1 pseudogene is annotated in these 672 nt (G+C 61.2%); it reads left to right on the plus strand.

Features of this window, described 5'->3' with window-relative positions:
- Positions 1 to 47: 47 nt before the first annotated feature.
- Positions 48 to 672 (plus strand): annotated as a pseudogene (locus BN1263_RS17845) (transposase); the annotation flags it as partial.

Consider the following 672-nt stretch of genomic DNA (forward strand, 5'->3'; position numbering starts at 1 on the left):
GAAGTGACCCCCGGGAGTTGGACGCCAGATCCAACCCCGAGGGATACATGAACAGATACGACGCTCGTTTCAAACTGCAGGTTGCCAAAGAGGCCTGCAAGACCTCCACATCGGTCAAAGCCGTTGCTCGTCGCCACAGCCTGGAGGCCTCCACGGTCAGGCGCTGGGTGGCTACGTACCGGCTGCACGGTTGGCGCGGGTTTCGCCGCCAGGCCCGATCCTATGACTTTGCGTTCAAGCTGGCTGTCCTGGAGAAGATGAGTCAGGACGGCATGTCCGCGCGCGAGGCCACGACTTACTTCCAGATTGGCGATGCCGGCGCAGTGGGGCAGTGGCGGCGCCTGTATGCTGAGGGCGGTGCCCAAGCGTTGGCGCCACCTCCGCCGCCGCCCCGAAAGCCGATGAAAAAGACCCGTTCGTCCAAGCCACCTGAGGAAATGAGCCGCGAAGAGCTGCTCAAGGAAGTCGCCTATCTGCGTGCGGAGACCGACTACCTAAAAAAACTCGATGCCTTGATCCGGGAAGAGCAGGCGGCGCAAGATGCAAAGCGCAAGCCATCCAAGGATTGAGGCAGGTTCATACGCTGTCGCTTCTGCTCGAAGCGGCGGAGCTGTCACGCAGTACGTTCTATTACCAGAACCATGTCCTGGCCCATCCGGATCAGGACGAGGC

It is taken from the genome of Stenotrophomonas thermophila (assembly GCF_001499715.1).
GTDB lineage: Bacteria > Pseudomonadota > Gammaproteobacteria > Xanthomonadales > Xanthomonadaceae > Stenotrophomonas > Stenotrophomonas hibiscicola.